Below are 19,385 nucleotides of genomic sequence, written 5' to 3'. Positions count from 1 at the left end.
CTGTAGATTTGCCTGGCCGGTCTATTCCGCCCATCGGTGGCCGGTTTTGAAGTGCCCGGTGACACGGAGACCGCACCATTGATCAAATGGTGCAAGCGGCGAGATCCGGGAAACAAAACATCGCTGAGAGCAGCAAAGCCTCTGTAACCTCCACAGAAACGAAGATCAGTTTTCGCCAGCACTACTGCCCTGGAAAGACTAGGCGAACACATTCCTCGCTACATACGTTGAGGGATCCATTCCTACATCTTTTTTAGGAGGATCTACACGATTTGCGAATCCGATGGATAGTCCGTTCGGAGCCTGTACTCGCTACTTTCAAAGTTCACCCGCCCAAGCCGATTCTCTCTTCGACACTGGCGACGTTAAAGCCCGGAGGAGTACATTTGAAGTCTTTGGAGTCTTTTTGCAAGCCATATCCCAAGCGCTGATGGTCGCGCAACTCTTTTAAAGCGAGTTTCATTGTCAAAAATGTCTGATTGTCCCCCCCCTTTATATGGAGGGGGGTCAGCTTCTCCGTTCTTGAAGGACTCACCACACGGGAGTCACCGAAGTGGGAGCTATTAACTTGCACAACATAGCAGTGCAAATCACGCGCAGCCGACGTCACTATGTTTGCAAAGTAATTTACGTCGGCGTTGAACTCAGAACAGACGATAAAGTCCACTCTCCCTTTAAATATTGATCTATCCTCCAAACTAGCCAGTTCATAACAATTATACACCGCAAAACTTGCGCCCCTCCATCGGAACAACTGGTATCTGCTGTGCTCGGAAGAAGTCGGAACCTTCAGGCCATTATTCTCAAGTATGAACCTTTCTTCTGGCGCGTAATGCTGTTTCAATCTGCGAATTGGTAGGCAGGACTTCCTACCATTCCCAGCCCGGTACGGCAGAGCAGCAAGCAGTTGATTCCACGCGAAGCCGCGACCATCAACCCTATGCTCCAATCCACAAATAATCCCGATTTGATGCTCCCTCGCCCAGCGCGTCAGAAACGCAGCGAATGCATGAGGCACTGAAACTTCAGGCAATACTAGAAGTTGCACCCTATTCTCAGGATTGCGAACACCATGTCGCACTACATCATTTAATATTCGCGAGATTCTGAGCAAGCGCGAAACCGAGGTATTTGGCTTCTTCAGATAGCTAACTTTTATATCTTCCTCAAAGACTTTCATGTGCGCAATGGCTATTTGCAAGGCACCATGAAGGTCAGCGCCACCTTTGTCACCAATGGAGATAATTGAATAAGGTTTCATTTCTCAGACTCCTCGCCTCCTTTCACGACCTTGAGATTAACGTCTTGACTAGCGCTTCCATAGAACTTTGCATATATCTCGTTGGCGGCTGTGATCGAATCAACTTGACGTCGCAGCCAGTGAAGTGACTCCACAAAACTGAGGCACTCGTCAAAATGTACATATCTAGGACTAAACTCCACCTTGTGCCCTACCAGCTTCACGCGCCCAACCCCAACTCCACGAGTAAAGTCTCCTTCAAAATTCGTGTAATTTAACAAAGGAATCATCACCAAGTGATGCCGCAACATGTTGGAGTGCCTCCAGATATCCCCCTCCACATACTTAATTGAATCTTGCCTGACTTTCAACGACAATGACAATTTCCTAGCTATGTCAAGGTGTTCTCTGAGGAAATCCTTGACCCTTCTGGTGGCACCGCCTCCGATCGCTTCAACCTTTCCAATTTCCATTTTCACATCGCCATAAAACGCATCAACTAAATCAAGTCTACCTGAAACGACAAAGAGTGACAAAACACGCTCCCACATATCCCAATACTCTATGGCGTTGCGACCCTTGAAAAAGCGCCTCAGCTCCTCCTCCATACTCTTTCGCGGACCTTGACCTGCAACAAGATGCATTTGGGTTTGCTTAGCCAAATACTGCGCCAATTCCCATTTGCTTTCACCAATATCCTTTACGTTCCTAAGCTTATTCTCAGACCCATCGTACAGCAAGTCGTAGGCCACTTGCTCTATCGAGTTATCTTCTCCATCGACCGGCAAGAGCGCAAAGGAACTTGCATTTGCTTCCAACTGTTTCTTGAATTTTTCTAGACCGCCGATTGAATGACTGGCATCAAAATATTGCAGCACGCATTTACTCTTTTGGAGAAAGATGCAAGGCAGCCTACTAATCTGGTACCCATTCAAGTCTTCAGACCATCGCATCACTCCAGATTTCTCCATAACTTGGTCCATAAAATCTCGAACTGGATCCGCCCCGTTCATATTATCGCTTGCAACAACGAGCAGTATGTCATCCACATACCTCCCGTAGTAAGCAGGTCTAACATTAGACATGACGTCTTCATCAAAACCCGCCAAATACCAATTGGCTATTATCGGTGATGAGCATAGGCCAATAGGCAAGCAGGTCGCAGTCGGAGGCAAGACATGGGTTTCAGACAATGCACTTTGGATTGACTTCTTGTATGCCTTGCATATCGCTTCAAGGCAGCCTAAGAGCTTTCCCCCGAGCATTTCCCGTCCATAGAGATATTCGTCAATCTCGTTTTCGACCATCGGACGATCAATCGCATCCTTTAATTGCGACCAATTCAACTCAATCCGATAGTAGAACTCTTGAAAATCTAGAGAAATGATGCAAACACTGCGCTCCTCGTTAATGAGCATTTCCCTCGCCTTGTTGACACCCATATCCCGCCATTGACTATATAGTTCATGGTATTTCTTAAACAGCAGGGCAGACCTGTCATCGTCATTGCCAACAACACTATTGAGACGAGAGCCATTGCAGTATCGCGGCAGCCTGTTATCCAGCTTATGCCCCTCAAACATAATCCAGAGAACAGCAATCAGATGAAGCTCAATAGGTCCATCGAATATGAAATTCACTCTATCAATTTCATATTTCGAGTCAGTGGTAACATTACTTACAAATGTGCCACCTTTAACACTATCGTGAGCATTTTTTCTCACTGCTTTTGGAGTCAACACATAATTTATCTTCCCCAGCCAGTTCTTAAATCGTCGGTCTTTAGTCGGGTCTTCTACTTGAAGCAAGTCACCCAACATTCCGAGACGATCCAAAACATCATGCCCACATTCAAACTCAGCAAGGGTTTGCCTTAGATGTAGATGCGTCCTGTCATAGTAAACCATTTGCTTTAGCTTCCTATAGGCTACGCTGACAAAGTCAATTTCCATGAACTTGCTTGTTAATTCGTTGATGAATATGATGCTTTAGGCACAAAACCTTGACACGACGACAAATAACATGCCATTTTCACAATTGATCCTGAACTAAGAAACGCGCCATTTCAGGGACGTGCACACCTTTGAGAAATTCCTTACACTTAGCGCGAGCCGCTTCTTCCGCCTGGCGCACCCTCTCATCATGCGGTTTCGAGAGCAATCTCTTAAGCACACCCGAGACAATGACACAGTTTACTGGAGCGCAAGACGACAAGGCAGCAGTCGGGTCCATCCACTTTGCGGTGGAGACGCTGGCGTGGCCCGGGCTCACTTCGGTCGTCTCGTCTACATCAATCAGATAAGGAATCACAAAAGCATAACGTAATACATTTTTAGCGGTGTACCGCGAAATGCACCCGGGAACCGGGAATGGTCTGCATCTTGACTTATTGGGCATGAAACCCGTCTCTTGACTTACGCGATCGCAAAGTGCATCTAATATTGTCTCGTCTGAAATTGTCTGTCCAGGAACGATGCGCACCATTCCTCCTGGCAATGCAAGCATGTTAGAGAACTCATACCCCTGCTTTTCAGCCTTTTGGACAAACAGCACTTGCTCACCACAGCGAGCGTACAATACAGCTCCAATGCCTACTTCGCTACCAGCAATTTGGAGAAAACTCCCCTGATTCGAACATATCTCCAATAGCCTTGGAATGCAACTTGTATTAGACTCAGTCATTTTGGAAGCAACTTGAAGTAAAGGCGCACGAAAATCACGAGCAAATGCTGCAGTTAAGGATGTGCAGCAACCATACTCGGACTAGCGGTCAACTCCCGCCCCGTCGCCGTCTGAGCCCGGCTGATATTGATCACAACACCCAGCGCCAATGCCGTGAGCGGGACATCCACGGCGCAGTTGGCCAGTTGGATTTGCGAGGCCGAGATCAATTCTTGTACCGTCTCAGCTTTCATGGAGGTCTTGAAGCTGACACGAGCAATGGCACTGGAAAGGATCCAGAAGGTCCACCAGATGGGCAGCAGCGGGGCGTGGGAGCGGTTGGGCACGCTGGAAAGCCAGAGGGCCTTCATGGCCTGGTAGGGCTTCCAGAGATTCGCGATGGGGATGAAGAACCAGCCTACGGCCCAGCCGGGAGTGATTTCCTGGGGATAGCCAAAGGCCCAGACGTTCTTTTGGGAACGGACGATCCAGACGCAGAAGACGACGGCGGTGACGACATAAACGCCCAATTGGATCAGGCCGATGGCTCCCTCGCGCAGGTCATTCAGCTCCCCCTCCTCTTCCGTGTAGGGGCGCTGGAGGAGCTCAATCTGCATCCAGCTCGATCCGGCAGACAGGACATTGAGCACGAGGTCCAGCGCCAGGAAGATGATGAGCGCCACCTTCAAGCCCTCGACGGAACGATAGACGTACGATTTCTCCATGGAGCAACCAATGGAGCAGATGGCAGCGGGCAAAGCAAACCACTAATTTGCACTGATGGAACACTTATTAGATCCAGAAGGGTTATTCGAAGCCCCCCACTTCGAACTTGACCTGGCGGGGAAATCCCTGATCCGGATCCTGTCATCGCTCCTGGGGAGATCGGACGAACTGGCAACCGAAGCGACAAAGGCTTTCGATTCACAGGGTATCCAACCTAGGCCAGTCCTCGTCCACAGTCGTCATCCCCTCTCCTCATGCTGAAAGACCTCTTCGATCAATACCCGCACTACCACCACCTCGTGGCCTCCACGCAACTGGTGCTGGCGATGCTGGGCATGGGCATGGTGACGAAGTCGCGGGACTTTGTGGAACTGGTTTTGGAGCCGAAGCCGATGATCGCGGGCGTGCTGTACCAGGTGGTGGGCATCCCGCTGCTGACGGCGGCGATGGTGTTCCTCGTCAAGTTCCCGCCGGAGGTGGTGGTGGGGTTCATCATCATCGCCGCGATGCCGGGAGGTTCGCTGTCGAACATCTACACGCATCTGGGCCGGGGGAATGTAGCGTTGTCGGTGGCCCTCTCCGGAGTCACCACCCTCCTCGCCCTCGTGACCGCGCCGCTCATCATGAGGCTGCTGGCGGGCGATTACCTGCCGCCGGAGATCACCATGCCGGTGGGCATGGTGATCCGGGAGATCTTCGTCTTCCTCATCATCCCCTTCGGGGCAGGCATGGCCTTGGGGCGGATGCTAAAGGATGACACCGCACACTGGGGCTCCAAGTGGGTGGTGCGGGTGAGCCTCTTCTTCTCCGCCATCCTCGTGGTGGGGTCCCTGGGCAGCGGTCGCATCGATTTCAGCCGCTATTCCGCCCAGATCCCCGTGGCCGTCTTGCTCTACTGCCTCATCATCCAGGTCGTCATCCTGCGGGGCTCGCAGTATGTCCTGAAGTTCTCCAGCCGGGATGCCATGGCCCTGGGCATTGAGTCGAGCATGAAGAACATCAACCTTGCCGTGCTGATCTCCGCGTCCCTCTTCGGCCTAGAGGGCAAGAACGCCGAGTATGGCGCCGGAGTGCTGTTTGTGCTGCTCCTGTACGGCGGCGTGAGCCTCGGCGTGGCGGCGGTGCCCGCGCTTTCCCATCTGCGGCAGGCGAGGAAAGAAGGTCACTCTAGGTGAGCCAACGTTGGCCGCGCTTCTGGAGGCCGATGCCGGATCATTTCACTCCCCCTTCGCTGGCTCGATCTCGTCCGTGGGGTCCTCCACTCCATGGCCGAGCCCTAGGCCTGCCATGCCGCCCATGCCCATGCCTAGCCCCATCGCACCTCCACCTCCGCCCCCGCCGCCGCTGCCACCACCACTGCCGCGCTCACCTCCGCCCTCGGCCTTCTCTTTGGCCTTGCCGCGGTCTCCAGAGCTGGCTCCGCCGGGTCGGGTCGGTCCCTGCATGGGGATCTCCAATCCTGAGGGAATAGGTTCCAGGTCCAGGGCTTGGCGAATGAAGTCACGCAACGAAACGACCAGCTCATGCGTGTGCAAATGACGTCCGGCGACCAGCTCACGGGCCGCATGGGAGGCCATACGCACTTGTTCCTCGGTACCGAGCAGAATGATGTCTGAGAGCGCTGCCTCCACCGCATCCCGCATGCGCCGGGAGCGGTCCGATCCGCTGTTCAATTCCGCCGCCGCGATGCCCCCTTCCCCAGTATCGCCAGGAGAAGCCCGTTCGGCGCGTTTCCGCAATTCACGCCGATGGATGGGATCCACTGTAAGGTCGCCCGTGAAAGAGCCGCCCAGCGTCTTGTACGCCGCGATGAGCACGCGCAGGCGTTCGTTGATCTGCCTATTCGAACGCTCCCGCCTTTGTTGGATGGTGGACATGATCACCAGACGCAATCCCATACCGACCAGGGTGACGAGCGCCAGCGTCAGCAAGGTGGAGAGAAGACTCTGCCAGGAACTGAGGTCGATAGGAGAGCGGGATAAGGGAAGAGGCCTCAGCAAGCCCTCAGAGGCCACCGGCCCAGTATCTGGTACTGGTCAGCACCTCGTTCGCTGAGGATCAAAACAACCTCCCGCGCCGTCCAGGACACAGGTGCCACGGACTGGTCTTGGACCTGATGCTTCCCATACAAAAGGGTCATGTGAGGGACGAAGCGACCTTCATGCATGGGACCAAAAATGGCGCGATCCTCTTCGAGGATGGCCTCATAAAGGCGCTTCAGCTCCGCATTGGCATCGTCGTCTTGGGTAAGGACGAGGGGGCGATCTCCATTGCCATATCCGAAAGTGTTGAGCCGGTCAAAGGTGATCTCGAAACAAGGTGTGTGAGGAACGATCGCCTCTGCGGCTCGCTTCATCGCCGAGCTGAATTTCTCCAGTACATCCTCCGGAAGCGTGTGAAAGCTGTCGCCGTTCAAGGAGACATGTAACTTGGACAAAGGCCGCAACCGGCCACTCGTACGATGCTCTTTGAGGAAGGAGGATCCGATGCCGAGCGCCTGCTCAGCCGTGAACCGATCTGGCAGGACCGCCAGGAACAGATTGAATTTTGGCGGTGTTCGTGGGGCAGCCTTTCGCGGCTGTTGCGGAGGCTTTCGAGACCCGAAGGATTCACCCCCGAAGAGTTCAAGTTGATCACTCATGGTGCAGACCGTGGCTTTGCAGATCGCTAGGTTCAGGTTCGATGAAGAGAATAAGGGTAAGGCAAACGATGCAGCGTGTCTCCTGAAAGACAAAGACAAGACCACCCCCTTCCCTCAAAAAAGAAAATGAGGAGGCATGTCGAGTTCCCGCGATCCTAGTCGACTACCCTATGAGGCGGGGGCCCTGAATGGCACACCGTCGAAATTCCAGATCAAACCTAATCTACGAACAACCATGAGATTCCTGATGATGATGATTCCCCGCGGTTACCAACCCGATACGCCGGCGTCCGAGAGACAGGAGGATGGCTACGAGCCGACGGCAGAGGAGATGGCACCCATGGGGCGGTTTAACGACGAGATGGAAGCGGCCGGGATTCTTCTGACGGTGGACGGCCTGCACCCGCTGTCCCGAGGGGCGCGGGTGGCGTTCGCCAAGGGCAAGCCCACCGTAACGGACGGGCCGTTTATCGAGACCAAGGAAGTCCTTGGCGGCTTCTGGATCATCCAGGTGAAGTCCAAGCAGGAGGCCCTGGACTGGGCCCAGCGCTGCCCGGCCTCGGATGGCGATGTGATCGAGTTGCGGGAGATCTGGGAGATGGAGGATCTGCCGGAGGAGGTGCAGAAGCGCGCAGCGGAGCGGGGCAAGTGATGGGGAATGACTGAAAGTGAACCACTAACTGACACTAACGAAACGCTAATGGAATAACGTTGGATCGGAAAATGTTCAGGGCTGAGGGCGGGGATGCCCAGGTTCCCAGTCTACTTCGCGACCTCCGCCCCCTTGGCTGCGCTCTCGCGGCTCTTCACGCCGGAAACTGAAAACACTGTGGCGACCGACGCCCTCGACCATCCTGAACACAAGAAGCTCAGGGCTGTAGGCCCGTAGTCATACCAGCCGTGGGCATCACCCACGGTCATGATAGCAAACAATTGCTGAGGGCTGTAGGCCCGGCCTCATTCAGGGATGCCTGTCGGAGCTTGGCTCGGTGACTTCGTCCACTAAGCCCGGAATCAGCATTCAAAGCCAGATTAAAACTGCGGGTTTATCGTGCGTGGAGTCCACGTCGATGGAGCAATGGTGTCAATGATACCTGCATCCAAGGCTTCGACTGGAGTGAACGAACGCCCTCTCTCGATGACCTCTTCTGCCTCAAGGGCGGTGAGATTCGTTAGAGTTCTCAAGCGCTCTTTCGTCTGGGCCTTGATGCGGACGAACAGCTCATGAGTGCCAGGATTAACGCTAGTGGATATCACTGGTCCGCATTGAACCAGCGAATGCGCGTTTGCCACTCTTTGCCCGCGTGTTCCGGCCGCTAGGAGCAGGAGTGCCATGCCTGCTGCCAACTCTCTTGCTGCGACGTGAATGGGAACCCCCACGAACTCCATGGTGTCCATGATGGCAAGCGCTGCGGTAACGGCACCGCCTTCTGAGTTCAGGACAAGCGTAATCGGGTCCCGCTTGTCTTGCATCTGCAAGTACAGAAGTTGGGCAATGACACGGTTGGCCATTTCATCGTCAATCATCCCGACTAGCTGGATTTCCCGCCTGCGCCAGTCCATTCCTGCAAACCCAGGCTCGGTATTCGATGCTTCAGGTACGCCAGATATCCCAACCTGCTGGCTGCTCTGGGACTGGGACTGTTTACGACGAAACCACATGAGAACACGAGAAATTGAAGCTACCGCAATCAGGACGGCACCATGGCAAGTTGTCAATGATCAAGTCAACAACACAGAGACGCGCTTCGTTGCCCCGTCCGATGATCAGTGTCAGTGCCGAATGAACGGACTTTACAGCGCCCCATCCGTCTCCAATCATTCCTGTTCCCCACCCCCATTTCTTCCTTTCTGCACCTAGCGATGACCACCCGACTCGACCCGAAATTTACCGCCCTCCTCACTGACACCGCTGCCAAGCTGGAAACGCTGGAAATCTGGCCTCGCGTGCTGACGGAGGCGGCCCCTGCCCTGCAAGAAACGGCGGTCGATCTGGCCCAGCAGCTTCGTGAGTTCGCCACGACCCTTGTGGAAGCCCAGGAGGCCAAGGTCTCGGCGGAACTGGCAGCCAAGGTGGCAGCCCTTCAGGCCAAAGAGGAAGAAGCTGCGGCCCGGGAGGCAGAGAAAGCCCGTCTGCTGGCTGAGAAAGAAGCGGCCCGGATCGCCAAGGAAGAGGCAGCCGCAGCAGCAGCGGCCGAGAAGGCCCGACTGGCAGCCGAACGCGAAGCAGCCAAAGCCCAGGCCGCGGCGGAGAAGGAGGCTGAGAAAGCCCGTATCCAGGCCGAGAAGGAAGCCGCACAACTGGCCAAGGAACAGGCGGCCGCCGAAAGAGAGGCGGAGAAAGTGAAGCTCCTGGCAGAACTGGCAGCAGCACGTATCGCCAAAGAACAAGCCGCGGCCGAAATGGCAGCCGAACGAGCTCGTCGTCTCGCGGAAATGATCGCCGCAAAGGAACAGGCCGCAGCCGAGCGGGAAGCGGAGAAAGCGCGGATTCAGGAAGAGAAGGAAGCCGCCCGTCTTGCCAAGGAACAAGCGGCTGTCGCAGCCGCAGAAGAGAAAGCCCGCATCGCAGCGGAGAAGCAAGCGGCCAAGGAGCAAGCGGAAGCCGAGAAAGCCGCCGCCAAGCTGGCCAAAGAACAGGCCGATGCCGAGAAGGCCGTGGAGAGGATCCGGCTTCTGGAGGAGAAGGAAGCAGCCCGCCTTGCCAAAGAGCAAGCGGCCGCTGCCGCGGCCGAGGAGAAAGCCAGGCTCCAAGCTGAAAAAGAGGCCGCGAGAGAACAGGCCGCCGCTGAAAAAGCCCGCCTTCAGGCAGAAAGGGAAGCCGAGCGCATTGCCAAACTGGAAGCAGCGGAAAAGGCCAAGGCCGAACGGGAGGCCGCCCGCGAGTTCGAGCGTGAACAGGCCCGTCTGGAAGTCGAAGCCTTGAAAGCTGCGAACGCGGCCCTGAAAGCCAAGCAGGCCGCCGAGGCCGAAGCCGCCCGTCTGGTGGAGGAAGAAGCTCGTGCCAAGCGCGAAGCCGCTGCTGCCAAGATTCGTGCCGAACAGGAAGCAAAAGAAAAGGTTCGTCGCGCCGCTTCCCTCGCGGCCATGGCAGCGGAGAAGGCCGCGTTGGAGGCAGAGAGGAAGCGGCAGTTAGAGGGTCAAGGGGTAAGGGAAGAGGGATAAGGGTCGTTAGGCCGGTGCGTCAGCACGTCAGTACGTCAGTGGGATCAATCGAGCGCGCTGCTGGTGGTTGATGCGCAATGGACTTGCCCCGCAGGGTTGCCCTTCGCCTGCACAGAATGCTTGCCTTTCGTATCCGCGGTGATCCTGAGGCAGGCTAAAGCCTACGACTACTTTCGTCTTCCCGCGGAGGCGATGTTCCTCGCCACACCACGCAATCTATAGTTGCACCCCATCCGGTTCTCCCTCAATTCCGACACCATCAGACACGCGCACTCGCCATTTCCCACCTTTCGATTCACCCACCTCTATGAAACTCACTCCCCTCGCCTTTTCGCTTTCGTCCACCCTGGCTCTCCTGGTGACGGGTTGCCAGTCGGAACCTGAGGGCAGCGATCAGAGTCCTGCACCGAGCGCGAGTTCCAGTGCCAGCAACAGCCGCTTCTCTTCGGCCGCCTCCGTCGATGCTTCCGGCTGGGTGACCACCGCCAGCGGGCTTCGCTATCAAGTGCTGGCCTCCGGGCCTGGGACGGGTCAATCCCCTGCCCCCTACGATTCCGTGACAGTGCACTACAAGGGTACGCTGACCAATGGCAGCGTGTTTGACAGCTCCATCGAGCGCGGTCAGCCCGCGACCTTTGGCGTGGGTCAGGTGATCCCCGGCTGGACTGAGGCCCTGCAGCTCATGAAGCCCGGAGACAAGTGGATGCTCTACATCCCCTCCCAACTGGCTTATGGCAGCCGCGCCGTGGGTGGGAAGATCCCGGCGAACAGCGATTTGATCTTCCAGGTGGAATTGCTGAAGGTGAATTGAAACCACTGATCTGCACTAATTGAGATCAATAGGCATCTTAAGAAACCGCTGACAGACACTCGCTGACGCTTACAGAGTTCGCGGAAAGAAGTCAGCACCAGCGCATGGTCAGATGAATTCTGACCGTGCGATGGCGGAACACTCTGAGGTCTGCCCCTACTTCACCTCCACGACATCCACCACATTGAGCTGGATGAACTGGCCGTTATAGGGTTGCGGAGCTGGGGCAATGTCGGGGACGACGAGTTTGGAGAAGTTGGTGATCATGCGGCCGTTCTGGCCGTTGCCGTGAAGGGTCAGCGTGGCACCGCCTTCGATCTCGATCGTGGCCGTGTAGTCGATGGTGAAGATGCGGTGGCCGACCTTGTCATCGCGATTGAAGAAGAAGTGCGAGGCGGGCGAGGAAACCGTAAGCTGATAGATGTTGTAGGTGGCGTTGTTCGGGCTGCCGCCGATGTAGAATCGCTCGCCCACCTGCTGACCGTCCTTGTACATCATGGGCTCCACCACGCCGCGCACGCGCAGGGTGACCTTGTACCGCTTCCCTGCCTCGCCTCCGAACTTCTTGGTATCGGTGAATTTGTCGTTGGTCGCCGGGTCATCCGTCTTCCGGGCGGAGATGCCGTCCGCGCCGGGTTTGGGGTTCTCTGGCATGGGGTCCTGGCACGGGAATTCGAAGCGATAGCCGTCGAGTTCGCCAGCGAGTTTTTTCAGATCACCGTCAGCAGCGCGGGCGGATAGGGTGAAGGCGACGACGGTGAGGAGGGAGAGAAAGCGCATGGGTGATTTAGTAGGCAGTGGACAGTTGGCGGTGGTCAGGGTGTTGAGGCTGAAACTGTACGGAGTACAGGCTTCAGCCTGCGGAAATTAAACGTTATGAGATGGATCCGTACCAGCCTCGTGAACTAAACATTCATCCCCAATGGCCATCTCCCCGTTAAACGTCTAACTCACAACTCTTAACCCCTAACTTATAGCTTGATTCCAGGAATCCCCTTCAGGGCATCTTGAAGAGCCTTGTTGGCTTCCTTCTCAATGTCTTCGACGTTGGGAGTAGCGGGCTTGGAAGCGGGGGCTGAACCTGCACCGGCTGTGGAGGCGGGAGTCTTGGACCAGTCGAGACCTTGGGTGAAGACCTTGACGTTGCTGCCAGTGCCTTCGGGCTGGATCATGATGGTGAGATCTGCGCCGTTGAGCTTGCGCTTGAGGATCGCATTGCTCTTGCTGATCAAGCCCCCTGCGCCGTCCTGCCAGCCTTGGGCTTTGAGCTTCTTGGAGAAGTCGGTGGCCACGGTGCTGACTGGAGCATCGGCCTTGAAGAGAATGTGACCGACGACGGACTTGTACTCAATGTCGCGGGCACCAGTAGGCAGTGGGAGGTCGGCGATCGGAAGTTTCGGGCCGGAGGCGAAGGGCTCGGACTCCTCTTTTTCTTTCTCCTTCTCCATCTTCTTGGTAGTCGATGGGGACTCAGCGGCTTCAGCAGCAAAGGCCCCCTTGGGCAGTGGGGCGGAGAACGTGAGATCAACGTTCCACGTCTGGCCAAAGAACTCCTGCTCCTTGCCGGTGGTCAGGCGTCCGGAGACCTGCGTGTCCGTGACGGTGAAGCCTTCCATCTTGATGACGCCAACCGAGGAAAAGGGCGACTTGGAATGGGCGGTGTGAGCCACTTCGCAGCCAAAGATGCCACCGTCCTTGAACACGCTGATGATCAGCGCGCTACCCAGTTTTTTGAATCCCGCATCGAAGTCCGGTTTTTTGGAAGCCGAGGGATTCTTCTCTGTGAACACCAACCGAATCGCGGCCTGGTCGCTGAAAGGCTCACGGGTTTGGACGACGAGGTGTTGGATCTTCCCGTCTTTGCCATCTCCGAGGAAGGTACCGCTGACGGTGGCTTTGTCAGATTGTGCGTGGAGGGATCCGGTCAGAATGACACCGGCAAGGAGCGCCAAGAGATGGGTCGGGCGAAGGCGGAGAGAGTTCATGGTTTCCGCAAGGCTTCATGGACGGCGTCCGAAATGCAAATGAATTTCAGGGCGAACCACTGATGGAACACTGATCAAGCATTCATGGTGGAAAACTGAAATTTCTGGAACTGCTGACGGACACTGACTGAAGCTCACGTCACAAGATGCAGATCATGCCGAAGGCATGTCAGCGATGTTGTTCGGCGATGGCAATGACTCTGGCACCACCTTCAGGGTACCATCATTTCACATGACTACCAGGGGTATCGCTACGCTCAACCCCTGGCTAATTTCTTTGATGCCTCCGGCATCAAGCGCCAGAAAGACAGCGTCCGGCGATTTGATGCCGAAGCCATGACAGATGGTAGCCAGGGTTCGAGGGAGTGAAGCGACCGAACAACCCTGGAAAGCCGCCCGAGAACCCGCATCCTGAAGGGATGCCAGATCGCCGGCCATGACTAGGTATCGATCGCGATCACCCGGATCAGCCCCCTACTTTTCCACTGGATATCCCTGCCACACCCACTCCAGCGCTTGCGGCAAAAACTGCGACTTGGCGGGGCCGACGCTGTGGCCGGTATTCAGGCAATAGACATATTGATAGGGGTAGCCTTTTGCCTTGAGCACCTTGGCCATGCGATGGTTCGCCTCCACCCAGTCGTGCATGTTGTCGCGCATGACATTGGGGTTCAGGAGATCACGATCCCCCACGGCCATCCAGATGCGGAGGGGCTTGACAGGGCTCGCGGGGATGAGCTTGTCATGGAAGTCCCATGCGCCGCCGGGCGTCTCGGGGTTGAAGGGCCACTGTTGGTTCACAAAGGTGCCGGAGGTGGTGATCACGCGATGATAGAGGTCATTCCGATACCAGGCCATGGCGAGCGCTGCAGAACCGCCGGAGCTGTTGCCCATGGTGGCGCGGCCTTCCGCGTCCTTGGTGAGCTTCACGCCGTAGTTCTTCTCCACCAGAGGCAGCACTTCGTTCTCGATGAACTCGGCAAAGAGCCCGGACATCGTGTCATACTCCCTACCCCGTTCATGCCCTTGGGCATCACCGCCGCCGCTGGAGATCATGATGGCGATCATGGCGGGCACACGCTTCTGGGCGATGAGATTGTCCAGCGTGCGGACGAGGTTCATGTCCGGCTTGCCCATGCCGGGACCATCGTGCGTGACGATGAACGGGGCCGCAGTGCCTGCCTTGTATTGGGCCGGGACATAGACGGTGATGGTGCGCTTGTAGTCGATGGGATGGGTCTCAACGATCAGCGTCTTGGGATTGTTGGGATCGACCGTGCCGAACACATCGCGGGCAATACCAGGATTGAAGAGCTTGCAGTCCTTCGAGTCGATCTGGAACTGCTTGACCTTGCCTTGGGGAACGCCCTCCACTGCCTTGGACTCCGGAGCCGGAGTGTAGTCCGGGCCGATAACGAAGTCCCCGTTCACATTGACGGGCGGGTTCACCCCAGGCTTGCCATCCAGGCGGGTGAACTTGGGTGCACCGGGAGCGTCGAACGGCCGGGTCGGAGGTTGGGGACGGTCGGGTTTCTTGGGCTGGCTCGACGGCTGGGGTTGCTGGCCGAGGGCCGGCAGGGACACGGCGACGAGGCCGAGACAGAGGAGGGATCGCAAGGACGATGGACGCATGGGAGGAACGAGGGAAGGAGTGCGATTGAAGACAAGGGAACGCGATTGGAGGACAGGATTCATCGACGATCTGGAGAGCCCTGATGAGAAGACCTTCATCTTGGACGGAGAGTGTGGCCATGGTCCGGCGAAGTCGCGCAGATGGCAATCGGCATGGGTTGCCGAAGTGGCAGGGAGATTCTCACTAGAAGACAGCCTAATGAGCGGGAGACGAGTTGGACGCCTGGGAGACTTGCGACTGACGCACTGAAGTGCTCGGACTACTTTGCTGGCGCTCATTGGGCACGCAGTGGACCTTCGATATTGGGGGATCTCCTCCCCCAACAAAAAACGCCCCGGACCTCAATGAGATCCAGGGCGTTAACTCATGCTATTGAGCCATCAGGGTTCTATCCCCAACTTGCCAATCAAGCCAGGTCGAACCGGTCCAGGTTCATCACCTTGGTCCAGGCGGCGACGAAGTCGCTGAGGAACTTCTCCTCGGAGTCGGCGGTCGCATAGACTTCGGCCACGGCACGCAGAATGGCGTTGGAGCCGAAGACAAGGTCGTTGCGGGTGCCGCTCCACTTGGGCGCACCGGTTTTGCGGTCGATGGCGGCGAAGGCGTTGCCACAGGGGGAGACCTGCTTCCACTCCGTGTCCATGCTGAGCAGGTTCACGAAGAAGTCGTTGGTCAGCGCCTCGGGGCGCTCGGTGAGAACGCCGTGCTTGGCACCGCCGGTGTTGATGTTCAAGACGCGCAGGCCGCCCACGAGCACCGTCAACTCTGGTGGCGTGAGGGTGAGCAGCTGGGCCTTGTCGATAAGGATGGCTTCAGCCGGGATGGTGTAGCGACCCTTGAGATAGTTGCGGAAGCCATCGGCGATGGGTTCGAGCACACTAAAGGACTCCACATCCGTCTGCTCCAGGGAAGCATCGGCACGGCCCGGGGTGAAGGGCACGGTGAGGTCCTTGCCGGCGTTCTTGGCTGCCTGCTCCACCCCTGCGGAACCGGCGAGCACAATGAGGTCGGCCAGGGAGATCTTCTTGCCACCTGTCTGGGCGCTGTTGAACTCATTCTGGATGCCTTCCAGCTTCTCCAATACCTTGGCGAGCTGGGCGGGGTTGTTCACCTCCCAGTCCTTCTGCGGGGCGAAGCGGATGCGGGCACCGTTGGCACCACCGCGCTTGTCCGAGCCACGGAACGTGGAAGCGGAAGCCCAGGCGGTACCGACGAGCTCGGACACCGTGAGGCCGGAGGCAAGCACCTTGGCCTTCAGAGCGGCGACATCTGCGTCATCCACCAGGGCGTGATCCACCAAAGGAATCGGGTCCTGCCAGATGAGCTCCTCAGCGGGCACTTCCGACCCGAGGTAACGGGCACGGGGGCCCATGTCACGGTGTGTGAGCTTGAACCAGGCTCGGGCGAAGGCGTCTGCGAACTGATCCGGGTTCTCCAGGAAGCGGCGGGAGATCTTCTCATACTCAGGGTCGAACCGCAGGGCGAGGTCGGTTGTGAGCATGGAGGGCGCGATGCGCTGGGACTTGTCATGCGCATGCGGCACCGTACCGGCACCCGCGCCGTTCTTGGGACGCCACTGGTGGGCACCCGCGGGGCTCTTGGTAAGCTCCCACTCGAAGCTGAAGAGGTTCCAGAAAAAGTTGTTGCTCCACTTGGTGGGCGTGCTGGTCCAGGTGACTTCCAGACCGCTGGTGATGGTGTCGCCACCCTTGCCGCTGCCGAAACTGTTGCTCCAGCCGAGGCCTTGATTCTCAAGGCCGGCGGCCTCGGGCTCCTTGCCCACGTTGTCGGCCGGGCCGGCACCGTGCGTCTTGCCGAAGGTGTGACCGCCGGCGATCAGCGCGACGGTTTCCTCGTCGTTCATAGCCATGCGACCGAAGGTGTCGCGGATGTCCTTGGCAGCGAGGATGGGATCAGGATTGCCGTCCGGACCTTCCGGGTTCACGTAAATAAGTCCCATCTGCACAGCAGCGAGGGGGTTCTCCAGGTTCCGGCTGTGAACCTTGCCATCGGCGTCGTCATCGGAGACGAGCACGCCGTGGTCTTCCACCACGCCCGGGGAGCCATGCTTGTAGCGGACATCGCCACCGAGCCAGGTGGTCTCGCGGCCCCAGTACACATCATTGTCCGGCTCCCAGGAGTCTTCACGGCCACCGGCGAAGCCGAAAGTCTTGAAGCCCATGGTCTCCAGCGCGACGTTGCCGGTGAGGATCATGAGGTCCGCCCAGGAGATCTTGCGACCGTACTTCTGCTTGATGGGCCAGAGAAGGCGGCGAGCCTTGTCGAGGCTGACGTTGTCCGGCCAGCTGTTAAGCGGCGCAAAACGCTGCTGCCCCCTGCCGCCACCCCCACGACCATCAGCCGTGCGATAGGTGCCGGCGCTGTGCCAGGCCATGCGGATGAAGAGCGGGCCATAGTGGCCGAAGTCGGCCGGCCACCAGTCCTGTGAATCCGTCATGAGCGCGGCGAGATCCGCCTTCACCGCAGCCAGGTCCAGGCTCTTGAACGCCTCAGCATAGTTGAACTCCTTGTCCATGGGATTGGACTTGGAGGAGTGCTGATTGAGGAGGTCCACCCGCAGTTGGTTGGGCCACCAGTCACGGTTGGTCGTGCCACCCCCGGAGGTGGCGTGGAAGACAGGGCATTTGGCTTCAGTGCTCATGGATTTGTTTTCGTGAGGAGTTGGAATGCGACGGAGTTGAAAAGATGACAATGACGTGAGTCCAGAAATACGCGCCGCAGCGCAATTTCAGACAAGGTTCCTGGCCTGTAGTTGCCATTTCGGCAAAGCAAGGCCCGGGACGAAGCGTCAAGTTAAGAGGTTGAAACTGAAAGTCCTATTGATTGTCCCTATGCCATTCATAGGAGGACGCTATGGCAGCAAGCCGGAGCAAGCGGCGGGCGGTCAGTTTGCGGATGGGCATGTGGAGGCGACCGGGGGGCGCTCGCAGATATTTGTAGCATGTAGCTGCATTTGTGAAAATGCGGATCAGGGGCGCAGGCGAACGGAGGATGCCGCGAGTGAATCGGACATCGCCAGGCTACGCAACGCTCCTCGTTCTCACGGACACAGCTACACTGAGGTGGCCATTCATTACACCACTCCCGTGAGGTAATAGACCGCGATGACCACAAAGACGGCGACCGTCTTGATCAAGGTCACGGCAAAGATGTCGCGATACGATTGCCGATGCGTCAAACCCGTCACGGCCAGCAGCGTGATCACAGCTCCGTTATGCGGCAGGGTGTCCATGCCGCCGCTGGCCATGGAGGCCACGCGGTGCATGACCTCGGCGGGCACCCCGGAATTGAGCGCGGCGGGGATGAAGGTCTCCGACATGGCAGCAAGCGCGATGCTCAGGCCACCGGAGGCGGAGCCAGTGATCCCTGCCAGCGTGGTGACGGTGACGGCTTCGCTGACGAGCGGATTGCGAATCGTCTCCAGCGCCCGGGTCAGGGCCACGAAGCCCGGCAGCGCTGCGATCACTGCGCCGAAGCCATACTCGGCTGCGGTATTCATCGCGGCCAGCATCGCGCCTGCAATCGCGGGCTTCGAGCCCTCCAGGAATCGGGAGGAAACCGCCTTCCAAGCCAGTACCAGCACCGCGGCGATGCCCACCAGGAGAGCCCCCTGCACCGCCCACACGGCCGTCACCCGGGAAATCTCCTGCGTCACCGGAGCCGCCTTGCCAATCGCAGTGGGGAGAAAGGAATGCGTCTCCCCATAGAACTGCGGGATGGCCCCGGTGAGCACCTTGTTCAGCACGCCGACGAGCAGTAATGGAATGAGAGCGACCAACGGATGCGGCAAACGATCATGATTGAGCGAAGCGGGTTCGTTGACCAGATTCTCGCCATATCCCTCCCCTACCTGCTCGGCCCAGCGCCGACGCCAGTCCAGATACGCCAAGCCACAGACCAGGATGAACAAACCGCCGATGCTACCCAGCCAGGGAGCGGCGTAGATGGTGGTCTTGAAGAACGGCGTGGGGATGATGTTCTGGATCTGCGGCGTACCGGGCAGACAGTCCATGGTGAAAGTGAAGGCCCCGAGCGCGATGGTTCCAGGAATCAGCCGCTTGGGAATGCTGGCCTTGCGGAACATCTCTGCCGCGAAGGGATACACCGCAAAAACCACGACAAAGAGCGAGACCCCACCGTACGTGAGCAGCGCACACACGGCAACGATGGCGGCGATGGCCCGCTTTCCTCCCACCAGGGCAATAACAGCGGTGACGATGGACTGCGCGAAGCCAGACAGCTCAATGAGCTTGCCAAAAAGCGCGCCCAGAAGAAACACCGGGAAGTAAAGTTTCAGGAAACCAGCGAGCTTCTCCATGAAGAGCCCGCTGAACATGGGGGCGACCAGACTGGGGTCCGTGAGCAACACCGCCCCCAAGGCTGCCACCGGCGCGAAGAGGATCACGCTGTACCCGCGATAGGCGATCCACATCAGGAAGATCAATGCCCCGAGAACGATCAATACACTCATCATCTGATGTCTGGTGGTGAGAGCGGGGTGC

At 57.5% G+C, this 19,385-nt stretch carries 16 protein-coding genes and 1 pseudogene; 5 read left to right on the top strand and 12 right to left on the bottom strand.

The genetic code is table 11. From position 1 onward, the window contains the following. Positions 1-65 precede the first annotated feature (65 nt). Positions 66-167, top strand: a pseudogene (locus tag BV034_RS36830) (four helix bundle protein); the annotation flags it as partial. A gap of 158 nt (positions 168-325) precedes the next feature. Here the strand turns inward: BV034_RS36830 and BV034_RS15830 are convergent. The 4 genes from BV034_RS15830 to BV034_RS15815 all read right to left on the bottom strand — a co-directional run bounded on the left by BV034_RS15830 (position 326) and on the right by BV034_RS15815 (position 4,626). Next, complete coding sequence (locus BV034_RS15830; RefSeq protein WP_050027974.1) at positions 326-1,261, bottom strand: hypothetical protein; 936 nt, start codon at positions 1,259-1,261, stop codon at positions 326-328. Next, the gene (locus BV034_RS15825) at positions 1,258-3,192 is read right to left on the bottom strand and encodes a reverse transcriptase domain-containing protein (protein WP_265593055.1); all 1,935 of its coding nucleotides are present in this window, start codon (positions 3,190-3,192) and stop codon (positions 1,258-1,260) included. Before BV034_RS15825 ends, BV034_RS15830 begins: the two co-directional genes overlap by 4 nt. Before the next feature lie 79 nt (positions 3,193-3,271). Then, entirely contained in the window at positions 3,272-3,922 is a 651-nt protein-coding gene (locus tag BV034_RS36070; RefSeq protein WP_265593054.1) for an NUDIX domain-containing protein, read from the bottom strand. A 53-nt stretch (positions 3,923-3,975) separates the two neighbouring features. Continuing rightward, positions 3,976-4,626 carry a DUF4328 domain-containing protein gene (locus BV034_RS15815; RefSeq protein WP_050027971.1) on the bottom strand — a complete coding sequence of 217 codons (651 nt, stop codon included), beginning with the start codon at positions 4,624-4,626 and terminating at the stop codon, positions 3,976-3,978. A 255-nt stretch (positions 4,627-4,881) separates the two neighbouring features. Here BV034_RS15815 and BV034_RS15810 point away from each other — a divergent pair, with 255 nt between their 5' ends. Beyond that, positions 4,882-5,802 (top strand): bile acid:sodium symporter, encoded by a 921-nt coding sequence (locus BV034_RS15810; protein ID WP_050027970.1) that lies wholly within the window; start codon positions 4,882-4,884, stop codon positions 5,800-5,802. A 42-nt stretch (positions 5,803-5,844) separates the two neighbouring features. Here the strand turns inward: BV034_RS15810 and BV034_RS15805 are convergent, their stop codons facing one another. Then, positions 5,845-6,504 carry a hypothetical protein gene (locus BV034_RS15805; RefSeq protein ID WP_265593053.1) on the bottom strand — a complete coding sequence of 220 codons (660 nt, stop codon included), beginning with the start codon at positions 6,502-6,504 and terminating at the stop codon, positions 5,845-5,847. A gap of 116 nt (positions 6,505-6,620) precedes the next feature. Beyond that, positions 6,621-7,268 (bottom strand): 2'-5' RNA ligase family protein, encoded by a 648-nt coding sequence (locus BV034_RS15800; protein ID WP_050027969.1) that lies wholly within the window; start codon positions 7,266-7,268, stop codon positions 6,621-6,623. Positions 7,269-7,503: 235 nt separating this feature from the next. Between BV034_RS15800 and BV034_RS15795 the strand changes: the two genes are divergently transcribed. Further along, positions 7,504-7,920, top strand: coding sequence for a YciI family protein (locus tag BV034_RS15795; protein WP_050027968.1), 417 nt, complete (start codon positions 7,504-7,506; stop codon positions 7,918-7,920). A 380-nt stretch (positions 7,921-8,300) separates the two neighbouring features. Here BV034_RS15795 and BV034_RS15790 read toward each other — a convergent pair whose 3' ends face one another. Further along, positions 8,301-8,930, bottom strand: coding sequence for an ATP-dependent Clp protease proteolytic subunit (locus tag BV034_RS15790; RefSeq protein ID WP_081887860.1), 630 nt, complete (start codon positions 8,928-8,930; stop codon positions 8,301-8,303). 201 nt (positions 8,931-9,131) lie between these two features. Between BV034_RS15790 and BV034_RS15785 the strand changes: the two genes are divergently transcribed. Together BV034_RS15785 and BV034_RS15780 are read left to right on the top strand one after the other, a co-directional pair. Beyond that, a complete protein-coding gene (locus BV034_RS15785; protein ID WP_050027966.1) occupies positions 9,132-10,433 on the top strand; it encodes a hypothetical protein in 1,302 nt (433 codons plus the stop codon). Between the two features lie 307 nt (positions 10,434-10,740). Next, complete coding sequence (locus BV034_RS15780; RefSeq protein ID WP_050027965.1) at positions 10,741-11,244, top strand: FKBP-type peptidyl-prolyl cis-trans isomerase; 504 nt, start codon at positions 10,741-10,743, stop codon at positions 11,242-11,244. A gap of 156 nt (positions 11,245-11,400) precedes the next feature. Here BV034_RS15780 and BV034_RS15775 read toward each other — a convergent pair whose 3' ends face one another. The 5 genes from BV034_RS15775 to BV034_RS15755 form a co-directional block, all read right to left on the bottom strand. Further along, on the bottom strand, positions 11,401-12,024 hold the full coding sequence (locus tag BV034_RS15775; RefSeq protein ID WP_050027964.1) for a hypothetical protein: 624 nt from the start codon (positions 12,022-12,024) through the stop codon (positions 11,401-11,403). A gap of 191 nt (positions 12,025-12,215) precedes the next feature. Continuing rightward, positions 12,216-13,229: a hypothetical protein gene (locus BV034_RS15770; protein WP_050027963.1), complete on the bottom strand. Its 1,014-nt coding sequence runs from the start codon at positions 13,227-13,229 to the stop codon at positions 12,216-12,218. Positions 13,230-13,703: 474 nt separating this feature from the next. After that, positions 13,704-14,861: an alpha/beta hydrolase-fold protein gene (locus BV034_RS15765; protein WP_265593052.1), complete on the bottom strand. Its 1,158-nt coding sequence runs from the start codon at positions 14,859-14,861 to the stop codon at positions 13,704-13,706. 407 nt (positions 14,862-15,268) lie between these two features. Beyond that, the gene (gene katG / locus BV034_RS15760; protein WP_050027962.1) at positions 15,269-17,524 is read right to left on the bottom strand and encodes a catalase/peroxidase HPI; all 2,256 of its coding nucleotides are present in this window, start codon (positions 17,522-17,524) and stop codon (positions 15,269-15,271) included. Positions 17,525-17,956: 432 nt separating this feature from the next. Beyond that, positions 17,957-19,354 carry a GntP family permease gene (locus tag BV034_RS15755; protein WP_050027977.1) on the bottom strand — a complete coding sequence of 466 codons (1,398 nt, stop codon included), beginning with the start codon at positions 19,352-19,354 and terminating at the stop codon, positions 17,957-17,959. Between the last annotated feature and the right edge of the window lie 31 nt (positions 19,355-19,385).

The organism is Verrucomicrobium sp. BvORR034 (genome assembly GCF_000739635.1).
Lineage (GTDB): Bacteria > Verrucomicrobiota > Verrucomicrobiia > Verrucomicrobiales > Verrucomicrobiaceae > Verrucomicrobium.
Note: the sequence above shows the minus strand (reverse complement) of the source record. Positions and strands in the feature narration are given on the sequence as shown.